Source organism: Chromatiales bacterium, assembly GCA_024234935.1.
Taxonomy (GTDB): Bacteria; Pseudomonadota; Gammaproteobacteria; order Steroidobacterales.
Window position 1 is genome coordinate 851924 of sequence record JACKNI010000001.1, and the last position, 14623, is coordinate 866546.

Genomic DNA, 14623 nt, shown 5'->3' on the forward strand with positions numbered 1-14623 from the left:
TACTGAGCTGACCCGCCCCACTCAAGGCTTTTAAATCAATCGATTAGGGATGAATACTAACACGTAGCCTGATTTGCGGCCCGTCCGGGTACGGCTTTCGCCGCTCTGGTTCCGAACCTTCACGTGGACAAGCAGGAAATAGCCCAGACCGATTTGACCCAGATCAAACAGCCCCCGGGGCACCTCTGTTACTGATAGCTGATATCCAGCGTCCGTATCGGTCCGTCTGAGCAGGAGTATCGAGAAGCGTGAACACCGAAGCACACCAAACCGCTGCTGCCAACGACTTCGTAAGCTACGCCGGCCGGAACAACTTCTATCAGACCTGCGCCTTCATTCCGATGTCCTTCGCGCTGGTTACGACCGTGCATGAAAACGGCGAGACAGGCATCGGCCCGCACGCCCTGGTCATGCCCTTTGGCATCAGCCCGCCCTACTCCATGCTGCTGATCAGCCGTGGCAACAGCGCCACGTCCAGCAATATCCGCCGTACCGGCAAATGCGCGCTCAACTATATTGAATTCAACCGTGACCAGTTGACCGCCGTTTCGCGCCTTGGCTATCCGGGACAGTCGCTGGAGGAGAAGCAGAAGGCAATGCCTTTTACGCTCCTGCCTTCACCCTCTGTCGACCGGCAGAATGACCCGGACGCGCCCCGAATCCTGGGTGACGCCTTCCAGATCATCGAGTGCAGTTGGGACCGCAGCTTCGATCTGGATCCGCCGCGTACCGGTCCCGACGGCACCAACGAGCGCCGCTTTGTCCTGCAGATCGACCACCTGCTTATGCGCCGGAATTTTCACGATGCGCTTGAAAACGGCGGCACCTTCCCGATCATGCCGATCTTCTACGGCTTTCGCAGCGACGGCGGCTTCTGGTTTGCCGAGCACGGCGAGCCGTTCAATATTTTGCCGCCAAGGGTTGAAGGCAGCGAAATCCGGCAGGTTTCCTATCTGGCCAACCGTATCGACAATAACGTACGCTTCACGCAGGAAGCCTGCGCTGCGTTCACCAAAGTACCGCGACCGTTTCTGAAAACCGCATTGCAGGAAACCGTCAACGCTGCACTGGCGGCCGGCGTGAGCCTGGTCGATGAAACGTTCGTAAAGGAACTGCGCGGCAAGTCTTCGCGCTGACTGAAACACACCACCCATCAAGAGAGGCAAGCCCATGATGCATCGCTGTCTGACCATCACCACAAGTGTCATCCTCATGATCAGTTCGTTGAGCCCGGTCGCCCTGTCCGCGGCTGAACGCAGCCCGGGCGAAACCGTTCAGGCCTTCAATCAGGCCCTCAGCAAGCATGATCTGGATGCAGCGCTGGCGCTGATAGCAAATGGTTCGGTGCAATTCTCCCTGCGCTCGGCGCACAGCGATATCCCGTCTGCTGGCCAGGGGGGTGTCACGAGCGACCTGAAGGCCCACTGGAGCATGGTCGGTCCGGTGGTATTCGGCAGTACAGCGGTCTACAGCCGTATCCCGAAAGTCGTGGACTCCCATGTCGACGGCGACCTCGCCACCGTATGGACGAATACCGCCACCGAAACCGTGGACAAGAGCGGCAGCAAGCGCACTGACAGCTTCAGTGAGGTCTATATGCTCGTGCATACGGCCGGCGGCTGGCGGATCGGCGCGGTGGCCGACAATCGTGGCGCGAACAAGACAACCGCAGTGGCACCAGCGGCATCAGGAGGAAAATAAGCGTAGGTGGTGGGCCGTGTAAGACTTGAACTTACAACCAATGGATTAAGAGTCCACTGCTCTACCAATTGAGCTAACGGCCCGCTGCTTCTTCTTCCGGACTGCATAACTTCCGCAATCCGCTGTCAAAATTGGGGTGGGCGATGGGGCTTGAACCCACGACCACTGGAATCACAATCCAGTGCTCTACCAACTGAGCTACGCCCACCATTGACACGGCACTGCACGTCAAAATCCTGACCTGGCGCGCCTGGCAGGACTCGAACCTGCAACCACCGGCTTAGAAGGCCGGTGCTCTGTCCAGTTGAGCTACAGGCGCTTTACTGCCGGGAATTCCGGGTGGTCGGGGTAGACGGATTCGAACCGCCGACCCTCTGCTCCCAAAGCAGATGCGCTACCAGACTGCGCTATACCCCGATCTGTACCCGGCATTGCATTATAGCCGCCCGCCCGTCGGGGCGCCGCATGATACGAAGCGCCGCCGGCAGCGTCAATTTCCGGCCGACCTCGCCGACCCGCCCGGGGCCGGTTTTTCGGCTTCTGTGCCTCTGGTATTGTGCATTACCTTCTGTATTTCCAGCCTGCAGCCAGAGACCGCACATCCCGCTCATGACAGATTTCACATGACTGCCCGCCTGATTGACGGCAAAGCGATCGCGCTCGGCCTGCGCGCGCGACTGCGCACACGCATCGCTGAGCGGCTGACCCTGGGTCACCGGCCGCCGGGGCTCGCAGTAATCCTTGTCGGCGATGATCCGGCCTCACAGATCTATGTACGCAACAAGCGCACCGCCTGCGCGGAAGTGGGCGTCGTATCCCGCAACCACGATCTTCCGGCCTCCACGGGTGAGGCGGAATTGCTGGCGCTGATCGACCAGCTCAATCTGGATCCGGCTGTCGACGGCATCCTCGTCCAGCTGCCGCTGCCACCGCACATTGATGAAACCGCAGTGATCGAGCGCATCAATCCGGTCAAGGATGTGGACGGCTTCCACCCCTACACCCTTGGCCGTCTCTGTCAGCGCATGCCGGTGCTGCGCCCCGCCACCCCGTACGGCGTGATGACGCTGCTGCGGCATATCGGCGTACCGGTCCGCGGACAGCATGCGGTGATCGTCGGCGCTTCAAACCATGTGGGCCGCCCGCTGGCGCTCGAACTGCTGCTGGCCGGCGCCACCACCACAGTGTGTCATCGCTTTACGCAGGATTTGGCCAGCCACATCGCGAGAGCCGACATCCTCGCAGTGGCGGTCGGCAAGCCCGGACTGGTACGCGGCGAATGGATCAAGCCTGGCGCCGTCGTGCTGGACATCGGCATCACACGCCTGCCCGATGGCAAGCTCTGCGGTGACGTGGAGTTCGCCGCAGCCAGTGAACGCGCTGGCTGGATCACGCCGGTGCCGGGCGGTGTCGGCCCGATGACCATTGCGATGCTGCTGGAGAACACGCTGACGGCCGCGATCTCGGGCATAGCGCTGCTGACACCCCGGGAAATGCCCCCGGCCTGAGCATTACTGTTTCAAGATTGATGCGGAGCAAGTACCGATGCGTATTTCAAGAATCTGCCTGCCACTGATCGCCAGCTTCTTGTTGGGCCTCGGCACGAGCCTGCAGGCTGCAGACCCGGTTCTCGTACAGTTCGAGACTTCAGCGGGCGCGTTTATCGTGCAGCTTGATCCGGAGCGCGCGCCACTGACCGTCGACAACTTCCTGAAGTATGTCAACGAAGGCTTCTATAGCGGCACGATCTTTCATCGCGTGGTCAATGGCTTCGTGATTCAGGGCGGCGGATTCACCGGCGACCTCAAGCTCAAGCAACCGCACCCGGGCGTGCCGAATGAATCCGGAAACGGGCTCAGCAACCGGCGCGGCACCATTGCCATGGCGCGGACCGGTGAACCGCATTCGGGAGACTCGCAGTTCTACATCAACCTGGCTGACAATTTTCCGCTGGACCCGAAGCCCACCCGTTGGGGTTATGCCGTGTTCGGCGAGGTCATCCAGGGTATGGATGTCATTGACGACATCGGCCACCGCCTGACGGGGACGAAGGACGGGATGTCGGACGTCCCGGTTGAACCTGTGATCATCCAGAAAGCGAGTCTGCTGAAACCGCCTGCAGCTAAATGACGATACTGTTCGTCTCCGACCTCCACCTTCATGCCTCGCGGCCTGCAGTCACCGACTGCTTTCTGCGCTTTCTGGCTGATACCGCCAGCCATGCGGAAGCCCTGTATATCCTCGGCGACCTGTTCGAGAGCTGGATCGGGGACGATGCGCCCGGTGCCACCGGGATGCAGGTCAGCGCAGCATTGCGTCAACTGACGGACCGCGGTGTCCACTGTCACTTCATGCGTGGCAACCGCGATTTTCTGATCTCTGGACGCTTTGCCGCTGAAAGCGGCATCAATCTGCTGGCGGATGAAGTGGTCATCGACCTTCATGGTGAACGTACCCTGCTCATGCATGGGGACACCTTGTGCACTGATGACCACGCCTATCAGCGATACCGCCGGATAGTGCACTGGCCGCTCACCCAGGCACTGTATCTCGCCCTTCCGGTGACTGCCAGAAAGCGCATCGAAGCGCGGTTGCGCAGCAAGAGCATGGAAGCATATGGCAACAAACCGGCCATGCTCATGGATGTGAACCAGCAGGCAGTGGCGGCCATCATGGAACATCACAAAGTATCGCTGCTGATACACGGACACACGCACAGGCCGGCGATCCACAAACTAGCCACCACACACGGCGAGGCGGCAACACGCATCGTGCTCGGTGACTGGTACGAACAGGGCAGCGTGCTGCGCTGCTCGCGCGGAGGACCGGCGCTGCAGCCAATTCCCCTGCACTGACGCCCGTTGCTACAGAGCCGGCTCCCAGGCCAGCAGCTCGGCGACATTCTGGAAACGTGCCGAGGGCTTCTTGGCCAGCATTCTTTCGATCAGCGGCTGGAACTCGGCTGTCGCGGGCGGCAGCACTGGCACCGGCGCCTGCCGATGCTTGACGATCACGCTCATTGCGGTCTCGCCATCGTAGGGCTTGGCACCACTCAGCATTTCGAAAAAAATGACGCCCAGGCTGTAGATATCACCCCGCGCATCGACTGCTTCACCGTGTCCCTGCTCGGGGCTCATGTAGTACGGCGTGCCGAAAATCGCACCCGCACCCGTCACCTCGGCGATCAGAGCCACCTGTTTGGCCAGACCGAAATCGATCAGCGCCAGCGTGTCATCATCGCGAAACAGCACGTTGGTCGGTTTCAGGTCGCGGTGCAGGATACCGGCAGCGTGCAGCACACCGAGCGCAGCCGCGATATCGCGCATCAGCCGGTAGGCTTCGTAGCGGTCCATGCCTGCCGCAATACGCCGCTTCAGACTGCCGCCGCCGCAATATTCCATGGCGATATAGGCATGATCATCCGCCACGCCAAAGTCATGGATGCGCACGACGTTGGGATGATCGAGGCGCGCAGCCAGCTCGTACTCGCGCAGGAACCTGTCGAGGATCTTGCCGCTCGCCGCATCGCTGACCTGGTGCAGAACCTTGAGCACCACTTCCCGGCCAGAACTGCGTTCTTTTGCCAGATAGACCGTGGCAATCTCTCCGTGCGCGAGCTTGCGCACGACACTGTAGTTCCTGGGAATCGGCCCGTTGCCATTTGCTGCCAGAGACTCTCCCCCTGTGCGGCCCGGGTTGGCCCGGTTTGAACCGATACGCAAGGCTTCCTCGATCGCCTCAACCAGCCGGGCGTTATTAAGCCGCGGTTTGCCCACGTATTCTTCTGCACCGGACTTGATGGCCGACACGACCTGTCGTTCATCGCCATTGCCGACAAAAATGATGGGTGGAAATTTTGGCTGCGCCCGAAACCGGCGCAGCCACTCGATGGCATCCTCGCCGCCACAGGTATCCCCCAGCAGCACCACGTCATTGCCGGCACCGGAAAAGGCATCGGGCAGGCGTCCTGACTGCAGGGGGTCATACTCCCTGATGATCGCCTCGGGCCAGCGTGCCGCAATGTGGTAGGAAAGCAGACGCCGGTAATCGGCGTGATCGTCAATGATGAGGAACTTGAGGCTCACGAGGGTGCCGGGCTGCCGACTGCTACATGCCGCACGACCGCCTCAGACGGTCCGCAACCGGGGAGCGGCGCCGGCACCATCCGTACCAGATGGACCGCGGCGGCGTTTCGAATCACGCTGTGACATGGCCCGATCGCCGCGCTGCTGCTCGAGTTGCGAAAGATACTCGGGACTCACATCCCCGGTTACATACTCACCGGAAAAGCATGACGTATCAAACTCGGTGATCTCCGCGTCATCGTGGTGGACTGCCTTGATCAGATCGTCGAGATCCTGGTAGACGAGCCAGTCGGCACCTATGAATTCCTGTACCTGCTGCTCGGTTCGGTCACTCGCGACCAGCTCGCTGGCGGCCGGCATATCGATACCGTATACGTTCGGGAACCGGACCGGCGGCGAGGCGGATGCAAAATACACCCGTCGCGCACCCGCTTCGCGGGCCATCTCGATGATCTGCTGGGAGGTCGTTCCACGCACCACTGAGTCATCGACCAGCAGCACGTTCTTGTCGCCAAACTCCAGATCGATTGCGTTCAGCTTGCGGCGCACCGACTGTCGCCGCATTTCCTGACCGGGCATGATGAAGGTGCGGCCGATATAGCGGTTCTTGATGAAGCCTTCGCGGTACTTGACGCCCAGCCGGTGCGCGACCTCAAGCGCGCTGGTGCGGCTCGAATCCGGTATCGGGATAACCACGTCGATATCGTGGTCCGGTCGTTCCCGCAGGATCTTCTCTGCCAGGCGTTCACCCATGCGCAACCGCGCCTTGTAGACGGAGATGCGGTCAATGATCGAGTCCGGCCGTGCAAAATAAACGTACTCGAAGATGCACGGCGTATAGCTGCGCGGAAGGTCACAAACCTTGCTGTGCAGGCGACCATCCCGCTCGATGATGACGGCCTCACCCGGCAGGATGTCGCGCACCACCTTGAAACCGAGCGCATCCATCGCCACGCTCTCCGATGCCACCATATGCTCGATGCCATCGGGCGTTTCACGGCGCCCGAGGCATACCGGACGTATGCCGTGAGGGTCCCGGAAAGCCACGATGCCATAGCCGATGATCAACGCCACTACGGCATAGCCGCCGCGGCAGCGACGGTGCACAGCGGCCACCGCCGCAAAGATCGCCTGCGGTGTCAGTTCTGCCGCTGGCTGCTGCTGAAGCTCATGGGCGAACACGTTGAGCAGCACTTCGGTATCCGAGCCGGTGTTGAGATGGCGGCGATCCTGCTGGATCAGCAGGGCTTTCAGTTCGTCGGAGTTTGTCAGGTTGCCGTTGTGCGCCAAGGCGATGCCATACGGCGAGTTGACGTAAAAGGGCTGGGCCTCACTGGACCTGAGTGTCCCCGCGGTCGGATAGCGGCAGTGACCGATACCGATGTTGCCGCGCAATTCCTCCATGTGCCGCTGCAGGAAAACATCGCTGACGAGCCCGTTTTTCTTGCGCGTACAGAGAGTGCCATTCCAGTCTGTGACGATACCGGCTGCATCCTGGCCGCGGTGCTGCAAGACCATCAGCGCGTCATACAGTCCCTGATTGACCGGCTGATGACTGACGATGCCGACGATGCCACACACTAGAACCAGACTCCTGCCTGCTCACCCAGGCCCTTGACCTGCTGCCCGGCCAGCGCCCAGAACTTCTCGCCGGCTGCGGCGGCATACGGTATCAGCTTGGACCGTTGCCACCAAGATTCAGACTCAAAACCGCCTTCCTTCAGCACCAGCACGACCAGAATCATTGCCATAAGCCCGCGGGCCAGACCAAACAGCAGTCCCAGCACCCGGTCAGTACCGGTCACGGCGCTGTTGCGGATCAGGTATCCCACCAGCCAGCCGAGCAGGCTGCCGGCAAACAATATCCCGACAAACGCCAGGGTCCTGCCCGCCCAGAGTTGCAGCGCTGGCTCGTGCAGAAAGCCGTTGAGCAGTGTCCCCATCTGACCACCAAAGCGGGCAGCGCCCCACAGCGCCAGTATCCAGACCAGCACCGACAGGGCTTCGCGGATAAAGCCACGCAGCACACCCACCAGACCGGAGACCGCAACCAGCACGACAAGAATGTAGTCGACTGTGTTCATCAGCTATAGCCTGGTTACCTGCCCCTTGAAACCGGCGCCGGAAAGCTTTTCTGCCAGCGCGACAGCGGCATCCCGGTCGGCACGCGGCCCCACGAGCACACGAGACATCGAGCCATTGTTGCTCTTGCGGATCGTCGTATTGAAGCCCGCGGCCTTCAGCTTCCTGGCCAGACCGTCAGCATTCAGCCGGTTTGAGAAGCTGCCCAGCTGCACATACCACTCCCCGGTATCGGCAACGGCCGGCTTCCCCGGCGCCGGCGCCCGAGCGACGGCGTCGTCCGTGGCTGCCGCCACAACTGCCTGCCTTGCCGGTTCTGGCACCGTGGATGGCGCCGGCGGCTCGGCCTCGTTCAAAATCAGCGGCGCAGCGATCTCGTCCGCAGGTGACTCTTCAGGCGGCAGCGTTCCGGCGGGCTCGCCCGGAACATCGCGCAACTGCGGTACCGGCGGCACACGCTCCGTATTGCTCAGACTCAGCGTATGCGTACGCAAATCAGGCACTTCTGCCGGCACCGGCTCCCCGGCCATTTCCGAATGCTGATTGCCATCCAGAATGGAGGGCACGACGAGAACGAGAACCGCGAGCAGACACGCGGCACCAACCATTCGTTCAGCGAGCTGGCGGTCCATCAAAAAACGGTTCCAGGCGGGCCGTCAGTATAAACCAAGCCACTGCAGGGCAGGCGCCACAATGCGGAACGAACCGCAGACCACTATGCGGCCCGTCGGTGGCGTCAGGCGCTCAGCCAGCCTGAATGCTGCCTCCGGCGTCGCTGCATATTCAAAGTCATCGATCCCCGCAGCTGCCATTCCTGCGCACATGCGCTCGCTGCTGCTGGCCCGGGGGTCGTCGATACCAGCGACGATCCAGCGCGTGGCAATCGGTGCCAGTACAGCCACAAAGGGCGTTACCGCCTTGTCAGCCAGCAGTGTCGTTACGAAGGTCGTTGCGGCAGCGCTCGGCAGAGTCTCGAGTTGTGCGCGGAGTACAGTTGCTGCCTGCGGATTGTGTGCCACATCCAGAATCCATTCATGTGTCGCACATACCTGCTGGAAACGACCGTCCGGACGGGAATGGGCAAACACGGCATTCAGGGCAGCGAGCTCGGCCAGCAATGCGGGTTCGAGTACAGACAGCGCTGCCAGTACCAGGCTGGCATCGCGATACTGGGCAGCCGACCAGTATTGCGGTGCCTTGAGTCCCCCGATGCCTCCCGCAGCTGCACCCTGCCACGACCAGCTACGCAGGCCATCAGCCAGCTTCTCGCTGGTGGTGTGGTAGGAAAAGTCACTGCCCAGGACCGCCAGCGGTGTACCGGTTTCCGCCGCATGATTCCTGATTGCAGCCGGCACTGGCTGGTCTGCATAGAAAGCCGGTCGACCCGGTCGCATGATCCCGGCCTTCTCGGCGGCGATTTCCTCGACCGTTTCACCCAGCCAGTCCTGATGGTCGAGCCCGATCGTGGTGATCAGCGCGAGATCGGCCGCCAGTACGTTGACTGCATCCAGACGGCCGCCCAGACCGACCTCCAGAATCCAGGTATCGCAATGAGCTTCCGCAAAACAGCCGAACGCCGCGAGCGTGCCAAATTCAAAGTAGGTCAGCGGCACATCGCCACGCACTGCCTCAATACGCTCAAAGGCGCGCACCAGTCCGGCATCGGAGACTGGCGCACCGCAGATACGGATACGCTCGTTGTAGTGCACCAGATGGGGCGAGGTATAGAGCCCGGGACGGCGGTCAGCCGCCAGCAGCATGTCCTGCAACAGGGTCACGGTCGTGCCCTTGCCATTGGTTCCGGCCACGGTCACGACACGGCCGGCTGGAGGTTCAAGGTCGAGACGCTCCAGCACTGCGCCGACGCGCTCAAGACCGAGCTCAACAGCGTGCGGACTCAGGGACTCCTGCCACCGGAGCCACTCCGCAAGGGTTCTCGTCGGCATCAAGCCTCAGGCCGGCAGGTCGACGGCTGGCGGCGCCTGCTTGAGCAGCTTGGCGAGCAGCTGCGCAATCTCGTCACGCATCTGGCGACGATCGACAATCATGTCCAGGGCGCCGTGTTCGAGCAGAAACTCGCTGCGCTGGAAACCCTCGGGCAGGGTTTCCCTCACCGTCTGCTGAATCACACGCGGCCCGGCAAAACCAATCAGGGCGTTGGGCTCGGCAATATTGATGTCACCCAGCATGGCAAGGCTCGCCGACACACCACCGGTAGTCGGGTCGGTAAGCACGGAGATATAGGGAATACGCGCATCGGAGAGCGAGGCCAAGGCACCGCTGGTCTTGGCCATCTGCAGCAACGAGTACAGGGCTTCCTGCATGCGGGCGCCGCCGCTGGCAGAAAAACAGATCAGTGGCGCGCGGTGGTCGCGACCGTATGCGGCAGCCCGCGTGAATTTCTCGCCAACCACCGAGCCCATCGACCCGCCCATGAAGCGAAACTCGAAGGCGCAGACAACGACGGGCTGCCCCTTGAGCAAACCGGACATCGCGACCAGCGCATCGCGCTCACCAGTGTCCTTCTGGGCCTGCGCGATACGCGCCCGATAGGGCTTGGTGTCCTTGAAGCGCAGCGGATCCTGCGGACTGAGCTTTTCGCCGATCTCCTTTCCGGAACCCGCGTCGAGAAAAACTGCCAGCCTGTCGCGCGCAACCAGACGCATATGATGGCTGCACTTGGGACAGACATGGAGATTGCGCTCGAGCTCGGCACGGTAGAGCTGCGCGCTGCACTGGGGGCACTTGATCCAGAGTCCCTCGGGCACTGAACGTGTCCGCCGCTCGGTCTTGATCCGCGAGGGCAGGACTTTTTCATACCAGGTCATGGGCGAATCATAATCAAGTCCGGTTCATCGATCACGCCAATCGGCAGACCAGACCGGCCGGGACGGTGGCGGCGGGAAACCGAAGGCATCCGGATAGTGGACGGCAGCAAGGAAAAGACCCGATGACGGCGCGGTTGGCGCCGCCGCGCGCCGGTCTTTCAGCGCCAGCAGTTCGCTGATCCAGCCAGCCTCAGCCTCACCACTGCCCACCGCGACCAGCGAACCAACGATATTGCGCACCATGTGGTAGAGAAAGCCATTGGCGCGCACTTCGAGAACCAGATAATCACCGTGCCGGACGACCTCCAGATGCTCCACCCGGCGCACCGGGCTCCTTGACTGGCAGCCTGCCGCACGGAAAGAAGAAAAATCATGTTCGCCAAGCAGATAGCTGCCCGCGGCCTGCATCAGCCCGGCATCCAGCGGCGTGCGCAACTGCCAGGCACGGTGCCGATCAAGCGCGGAACGCACTGGACGATTGAGAATCACGTAACGGTAGGTGCGCGCCAGTGCCGAGTATCGCGCGTGAAAATCCGGTGGTACGGCCCTGACCCACTGGATCGCGATATCCGCGGGCAGATTGCTGTTGATGCCGCGCAACCAGGCATATTCGGAACGACTGGCGATGGAGTCGAAATGCACCACCTGGCCGCAGGCGTGCACACCGGTATCGGTACGCCCGGCGGCGGCTGTCGTCAGGGCTTCGTTGGCGACGGTACTGATCGCAGCATTCAGCGTGGACTGAATGCTGCGTGCATGGCTCTGGACCTGCCAGCCGAAGAATTCACCGCCGTCGTATTCAACCCCGGCAGCAAGACGCTGGGCGATCACTGATATGGTGTGGCTCAGTCGGCCAGTTCGTCCAGAAGCTTGCGGGCTTCCTGCTGCTGGGACGAGTCGCCCTCCTCAAGAACTTCGTTGAGGATGCTGCGGGCCCCTTCAGGATCACCCATGTCGACGTAGGCCCTGGCCAGATCCAGCTTGGTACCGACCTCGGTCATGGTCGGTCCATCAGGCCCGCGACCTCCCCGAGGCGTCACGACGGAGGTTGGTTCGGAGTCTTCAATCCCGTCTGCGCCGATATCGAAATCGACCTGGCTCAGTTCGCCGGATTCCTCACCAAGCGCAACACCAGGCAGCTCGCCGCGCGGCTGTTCGGCCGTATCGTCGATACCTGGCGACTGGCTGGTCGCCTCGCGGCTCGCCGCACTCTTCTCCATTGCCGTACCGATTGCCGGCAGATCAAGCGTCCCCTCATCGAGCGACATGCTGCGCATCTCGGAGGTTGCGTCCCCTTCCAGGCTCTGCAGGATGTCAGAGAGGTCTTCGTCCACATCGGCATCAGCATCGCCGATATCAAATATCTCGCCTTCACCGCCATCGTCGGCCTTGCTTTCCTCGAGCTGGTTTTCGTCGACCGCCGCGTGCAGTCCCGTACCCATGTCGCCCGCCACTTCGTCGAGGCCAGTCAGATCAATGGCAAGATCTTCAACATTGATCTCTTCCGTATAGTCATGGCCTTCAGAGTCGGCAAGCCCGGCGCGCGACCCTGTTATCGCGGCATTCTCGAGCGTCGGCGTCTCGACGGTACCGGCCGCTGGCGTCTCCAGTGTTGGCGTTTCCACGGTCGGCGCATCTGGCCCGCGGAATTCCACGGTCGGCGTCTCGATGGTGGGCGTTTCCATGGTCGGGGAAAGGTCACCCGCCGGTGCTTCAACAGTTGGTGATTCGTTGCCCTGCAGTTCCGGTGCGATCTCGGTCTGCATCATGCCGGTATCGTCGACTCCGGTATCGTCGGTCCCGGCAATTTCACCGAAATCAAAGTCGAGAAGGTCAGCCGCCGGACCCGGTCGCGCCCCGGTCAGGTCCAGGTCGACGCTTTCAGCGGCGTTCTCGTCCAGCGTAAAGTCCACGCTGTCCCCACTGTCGCCGTCCAGCGAGACATCCAGGCCAGCGGTACCCGCACCGGCTGCAAACAGTTCCTCGCCCGGACAAATCTGCTTGCCCATGATGAGGACCTTGTTCCAGTCCGGGCTCTCGGCAACACCGGGCTGGCGATGGAAAATCTGTGCTTCCTTGAGGAAGGCCGCCTTGTTTTCCCAGATGAAATAGACTTCGAGCAGCTTGAGGCGCAGATCACGCCGGTCGGGATTGTCACGCAAAGCCCGCACCAGCAGCTCCGCCGCCTGGTCATAAAGACCGTAGGCCATGTGAAACTCGGCTTCGGCGACGACATCGGCCTGGTCGATCTCGACCGCGCCGTCGGTGCTGATCGTGCGTTCAAGCGCTGTCTCCGAATCATCGGCAGGTTTGCGGCCACTGCGCCCTGGTGCCGGTGCCACAGCCGTCTGTTGTGCCTTGATCTCGCCGGTCCGTTGCGCCTCGCTTTCCTCGACGATGAAGCCTTCGCGCAGCGTCGGCTCGGCTTGCGCTGCGCCGCCTACGGAGCTGCCTCTGGGCAAGGTAGAGAATCGGCCAGTGCTGTCGTCATCAGCCCTCGCCATGCGCCGGCGGCCAAAGACGACGAAGAGACCGGCCAGAACGACCGCAGCGGCAGCAATCAGGAAGTAGCTGTTGAACACCAGGCTACCGAGCGAATCCAGCCAGGAACTTCCGGCGGGCTTCGGCTTGCGTTTAGCGGCGGTCTGCTTTGCGGGAGCTGCTGTGGAAGCCGCAGACCCGGCAGAATCTTCGGCGACGGTGGCTTCATCGCCAGCCGCTTCATCCGGCTCGGCAGCTGCCTTGTCTTCGATCGGCAACCGCTCTACGGGCGCTTCAATAGGCGCTTCAACCGGACGCTCAACCGCCGAACCCGGCCCGCCAACCTTCAGCCGGTCCTGCAATGCCTTGAGCTGGCTGTCTTTCAGGTCAAGCAGGCGGCGGCTCTCGGCGAGCTGCTGCTCGAGCGCCCTGACCTGCGCTGCATCCGCCCCGGCTGACGCTTTCGGAGCAGGCGTGGACGGCGTGCTTGCCGGCTTTTCCGCCGGTGGCACCAGCTGCAGGCGTGCCGCGCCTGCAGCTTCTGCTGCGCCTGCACGCCAGGCGTCATTCTGGCGGCGCACTTCGTTCATCGCTTCACTACCTGAAAGCGCCGCGAGCTCGGCTCCGGCCGGTACGCGCAGGATCGCACCGCGCTTCAGCAGGTTGATATTGCCCGCGAATGCCTCTGGATTGGCGCGGAAGAGCGCAACCATCATGGCGTTCAGGGACACGCCACTGTCGGTATTCAGACGCTCCGAGATTGCCCAGAGCGTTTCGTTGGCGCGTACCGGCCCGTAGCTGCTGCCATCGGGCCCGGCAACCAGGCGATCATCGCCGCGCTGCCCAGCCCCGGCTGACGCGGCCGGTGCCTCCGGCTGCGCGACGGTCCGCTCAATGCGTTTGACCGCGGGCGCGGGCGCGGTTACCGCCGGCACGGCCGCAGCGGGTTGCACGGCACCGGTCCGTGCAAACGCGGGCGGGTCGAGCAGCATGGTGTATTCGCGCAGCAGATGACCCTGGGGCCAGGTGATATCCAGCAGCAGGGAGACGAAAGGCTCGCTGATGGGCAGACTGGAAGTGACGAGAATGCGAGCCCCACCGCCAGCACGGTCGACGGTGAAGTTTAGGGTATTCAGGAACTGCGGCCGGTCCAGGCCAAAACGCTGGAAGGTTTCTGCCGAAGCCAGGCGCACATCGAGTTGACTGAGGTCATCAGGCGATTCGGTTGTCACCGGAATCTCTGCGACCAGTTCTTGATTCAAGGCTGACTTGAGACTGATCTCGCCGAGGCCAAGGGCCCCGACAGACAACGGTATCAGCCCCGCCAGCAGCCATCCTGCAGCGAGTGGAACTCGTGGCATCACCAATCCCCGTTCATGACCCAGAACACCACCCCTGGTGACTGCGTCTCAAGGCGCACAGCGGAACGTCGTAACCCACTCCGAG

Annotated in this window: 13 protein-coding genes and 4 tRNA genes; 5 read left to right on the top strand and 12 right to left on the bottom strand. The window is 62.1% G+C overall.

Features of this window, described 5'->3' with window-relative positions:
• Nucleotides 1-248: 248 nt before the first annotated feature.
• Nucleotides 249-1136 carry a flavin reductase gene (locus H6979_04065; protein MCP5139014.1) on the top strand — a complete coding sequence of 296 codons (888 nt, stop codon included), beginning with the start codon at nucleotides 249-251 and terminating at the stop codon, nucleotides 1134-1136.
• A 34-nt stretch (nucleotides 1137-1170) separates the two neighbouring features.
• Nucleotides 1171-1701 carry a hypothetical protein gene (locus H6979_04070; GenBank protein MCP5139015.1) on the top strand — a complete coding sequence of 177 codons (531 nt, stop codon included), beginning with the start codon at nucleotides 1171-1173 and terminating at the stop codon, nucleotides 1699-1701.
• 7 nt (nucleotides 1702-1708) lie between these two features.
• Here H6979_04070 and H6979_04075 read toward each other — a convergent pair.
• From H6979_04075 to H6979_04090, 4 genes are all read right to left on the bottom strand, one after another.
• Nucleotides 1709-1784: transfer RNA gene (locus H6979_04075), tRNA-Lys, on the bottom strand.
• 49 nt (nucleotides 1785-1833) lie between these two features.
• Nucleotides 1834-1909: transfer RNA gene (locus H6979_04080), tRNA-His, on the bottom strand.
• Between the two features lie 34 nt (nucleotides 1910-1943).
• A tRNA-Arg gene (locus H6979_04085) sits at nucleotides 1944-2020 on the bottom strand.
• A 21-nt stretch (nucleotides 2021-2041) separates the two neighbouring features.
• Nucleotides 2042-2118, bottom strand: a tRNA-Pro gene (locus H6979_04090).
• 206 nt (nucleotides 2119-2324) lie between these two features.
• On the opposite strand from H6979_04090, the gene folD reads away from it, so the two are divergent.
• The 3 genes from folD to lpxH are packed head-to-tail and all read left to right on the top strand — an operon-like array spanning nucleotide 2325 to nucleotide 4556.
• A complete protein-coding gene (gene folD, locus H6979_04095; GenBank protein MCP5139016.1) occupies nucleotides 2325-3209 on the top strand; it encodes a bifunctional methylenetetrahydrofolate dehydrogenase/methenyltetrahydrofolate cyclohydrolase FolD in 885 nt (294 codons plus the stop codon).
• 37 nt (nucleotides 3210-3246) lie between these two features.
• Nucleotides 3247-3831, top strand: coding sequence for a peptidyl-prolyl cis-trans isomerase (locus H6979_04100; protein MCP5139017.1), 585 nt, complete (start codon nucleotides 3247-3249; stop codon nucleotides 3829-3831).
• A complete protein-coding gene (lpxH, locus tag H6979_04105; protein MCP5139018.1) occupies nucleotides 3828-4556 on the top strand; it encodes a UDP-2,3-diacylglucosamine diphosphatase in 729 nt (242 codons plus the stop codon). The genes H6979_04100 and lpxH overlap by 4 nt, the downstream gene beginning before the upstream one ends.
• 9 nt (nucleotides 4557-4565) lie before the next feature.
• Here the strand turns inward: lpxH and H6979_04110 are convergent, their stop codons facing one another.
• Genes H6979_04110 through H6979_04145 form a run of 8 tightly spaced genes read right to left on the bottom strand, consistent with a single transcriptional unit; the run spans nucleotide 4566 to nucleotide 14538 of the window.
• Nucleotides 4566-5786: a protein kinase gene (locus H6979_04110; GenBank protein ID MCP5139019.1), complete on the bottom strand. Its 1221-nt coding sequence runs from the start codon at nucleotides 5784-5786 to the stop codon at nucleotides 4566-4568.
• Between the two features lie 42 nt (nucleotides 5787-5828).
• Nucleotides 5829-7367: an amidophosphoribosyltransferase gene (gene purF / locus H6979_04115; GenBank protein MCP5139020.1), complete on the bottom strand. Its 1539-nt coding sequence runs from the start codon at nucleotides 7365-7367 to the stop codon at nucleotides 5829-5831.
• Nucleotides 7367-7870, bottom strand: a complete 504-nt coding sequence (locus H6979_04120; protein MCP5139021.1) for a CvpA family protein — start codon at nucleotides 7868-7870, stop codon at nucleotides 7367-7369. Before H6979_04120 ends, purF begins: the two co-directional genes overlap by 1 nt.
• Nucleotides 7871-7873: 3 nt before the next feature.
• Nucleotides 7874-8500, bottom strand: coding sequence for an SPOR domain-containing protein (locus H6979_04125; GenBank protein ID MCP5139022.1), 627 nt, complete (start codon nucleotides 8498-8500; stop codon nucleotides 7874-7876).
• A gap of 24 nt (nucleotides 8501-8524) precedes the next feature.
• Entirely contained in the window at nucleotides 8525-9814 is a 1290-nt protein-coding gene (locus H6979_04130) for a bifunctional folylpolyglutamate synthase/dihydrofolate synthase (protein ID MCP5139023.1), read from the bottom strand.
• Between the two features lie 6 nt (nucleotides 9815-9820).
• On the bottom strand, nucleotides 9821-10696 hold the full coding sequence (locus H6979_04135; protein MCP5139024.1) for an acetyl-CoA carboxylase carboxyltransferase subunit beta: 876 nt from the start codon (nucleotides 10694-10696) through the stop codon (nucleotides 9821-9823).
• Nucleotides 10697-10720: 24 nt separating this feature from the next.
• A complete protein-coding gene (gene truA, locus H6979_04140) occupies nucleotides 10721-11545 on the bottom strand; it encodes a tRNA pseudouridine(38-40) synthase TruA (GenBank protein ID MCP5139025.1) in 825 nt (274 codons plus the stop codon).
• Nucleotides 11542-14538 carry a hypothetical protein gene (locus H6979_04145; protein ID MCP5139026.1) on the bottom strand — a complete coding sequence of 999 codons (2997 nt, stop codon included), beginning with the start codon at nucleotides 14536-14538 and terminating at the stop codon, nucleotides 11542-11544. The genes truA and H6979_04145 overlap by 4 nt, the downstream gene beginning before the upstream one ends.
• Nucleotides 14539-14623 lie beyond the last annotated feature (85 nt).

Excerpts from the sequence above, each read along its gene's own strand:
- H6979_04070 (MCP5139015.1), top strand. The coding sequence starts at position 1,171 with ATGATGCATCGCTGTCTGACCATCACCACAAGTGTCATCCTCATGATC.
- folD (MCP5139016.1), top strand. The coding sequence starts at position 2,325 with ATGACTGCCCGCCTGATTGACGGCAAAGCGATCGCGCTCGGCCTGCGC.
- H6979_04100 (MCP5139017.1), top strand. The coding sequence starts at position 3,247 with ATGCGTATTTCAAGAATCTGCCTGCCACTGATCGCCAGCTTCTTGTTG.
- lpxH (MCP5139018.1), top strand. The coding sequence starts at position 3,828 with ATGACGATACTGTTCGTCTCCGACCTCCACCTTCATGCCTCGCGGCCT.
- H6979_04120 (MCP5139021.1), bottom strand. The coding sequence starts at position 7,870 with ATGAACACAGTCGACTACATTCTTGTCGTGCTGGTTGCGGTCTCCGGT.
- H6979_04125 (MCP5139022.1), bottom strand. The coding sequence starts at position 8,500 with ATGGACCGCCAGCTCGCTGAACGAATGGTTGGTGCCGCGTGTCTGCTC.
- H6979_04130 (MCP5139023.1), bottom strand. The coding sequence starts at position 9,814 with ATGCCGACGAGAACCCTTGCGGAGTGGCTCCGGTGGCAGGAGTCCCTG.
- H6979_04135 (MCP5139024.1), bottom strand. The coding sequence starts at position 10,696 with ATGACCTGGTATGAAAAAGTCCTGCCCTCGCGGATCAAGACCGAGCGG.
- H6979_04145 (MCP5139026.1), bottom strand. The coding sequence starts at position 14,538 with ATGCCACGAGTTCCACTCGCTGCAGGATGGCTGCTGGCGGGGCTGATA.